This is a genomic window from Pseudomonas sp. 32_A, from assembly GCF_017490905.1.
In the GTDB taxonomy this organism is placed as follows: Bacteria; Pseudomonadota; Gammaproteobacteria; order Pseudomonadales; family Pseudomonadaceae; genus Aquipseudomonas; species Aquipseudomonas inefficax.
In genome coordinates, this window is record NZ_JAFGYI010000097.1 from 1 (window position 1) to 1018 (window position 1018).

The 1018-nt window shown below is 47.2% G+C and carries 1 protein-coding gene; it reads left to right on the forward strand.

All coding sequences use genetic code 11. The features are described from left to right. Positions 1 to 47: 47 nt before the first annotated feature. On the forward strand, positions 48 to 1018 hold a 971-nt coding region (hflX, locus tag J5M58_RS25760), incomplete at its 3' end, for a GTPase HflX (protein ID WP_243432553.1).

Genomic DNA, 1018 nt, shown 5'->3' on the forward strand with positions numbered 1-1018 from the left:
AACGCAGAGTACATGGGGGGAATTCGAGCTCGCATTTTGAAAATTCTATGGAAGAGCTAGCATCTCTGACGAAAACAGCAGACGGAAAAGTACTGACCAGCGTCACACAAAAACGGAACAGGGCTGACGCCGCTACATATATAGGAAAAGGGAAGGTAGAAGAGCTGAAGGCACTCGTGGAAGAGCTTGAAGCTGATCTCCTCATCTTTAATGATGAACTGTCGCCAAGTCAGCTGAAGTCATTGGCAACAGCAATTGAAGTGAAGATGATTGACCGCACGCAATTGATATTAGATATTTTTGCAAAGCGGGCGAGAACGAGAGAAGGCAAACTTCAAATTGAGCTGGCTCAGCTGCAATATGCACTGCCGCGTCTGACGGGACAAGGGATCAACCTTTCCCGGCAAGGCGGAGGAATTGGGGCAAGAGGTCCCGGGGAAACGAAACTGGAAACCGACCGCCGCCATATCAGAAATCGCATTCATGAAATCAACACACAGCTTTCCACTGTCATTCGCCATAGAAGCCGATACCGTGAAAGAAGAAAGAAAAACGGTGTGCTTCAAATTGCGCTTGTCGGCTATACAAACGCAGGGAAATCAACATGGTTCAACCGCCTGACGAGTGCTGACAGCTATGAAGAAGACCTCCTGTTTGCCACGCTGGACCCGATGACCAGAAAAATGGTCCTGCCAAGCGGCTACAGTGTTCTTCTTTCAGATACAGTAGGATTTATTCAGGATCTTCCGACGACATTGATTGCTGCATTCCGCTCAACGCTTGAGGAAGTAAAAGAAGCGGATTTAATTCTGCATTTAATTGATTCTTCAAATGAGGATTATGCGGGACATGAAAAAACAGTGCTTCGGCTGCTTGAGGAGCTTGAAGCAGATGATATCCCGATGCTGACGGCTTACAATAAACGTGATCAAAAACTGCCTGATTTTATACCGACCGCCGGAAGGGATCACATTATGGTCAGTGCGAAATTTGAGGACGACGCTGCAGCCTTTAAAGA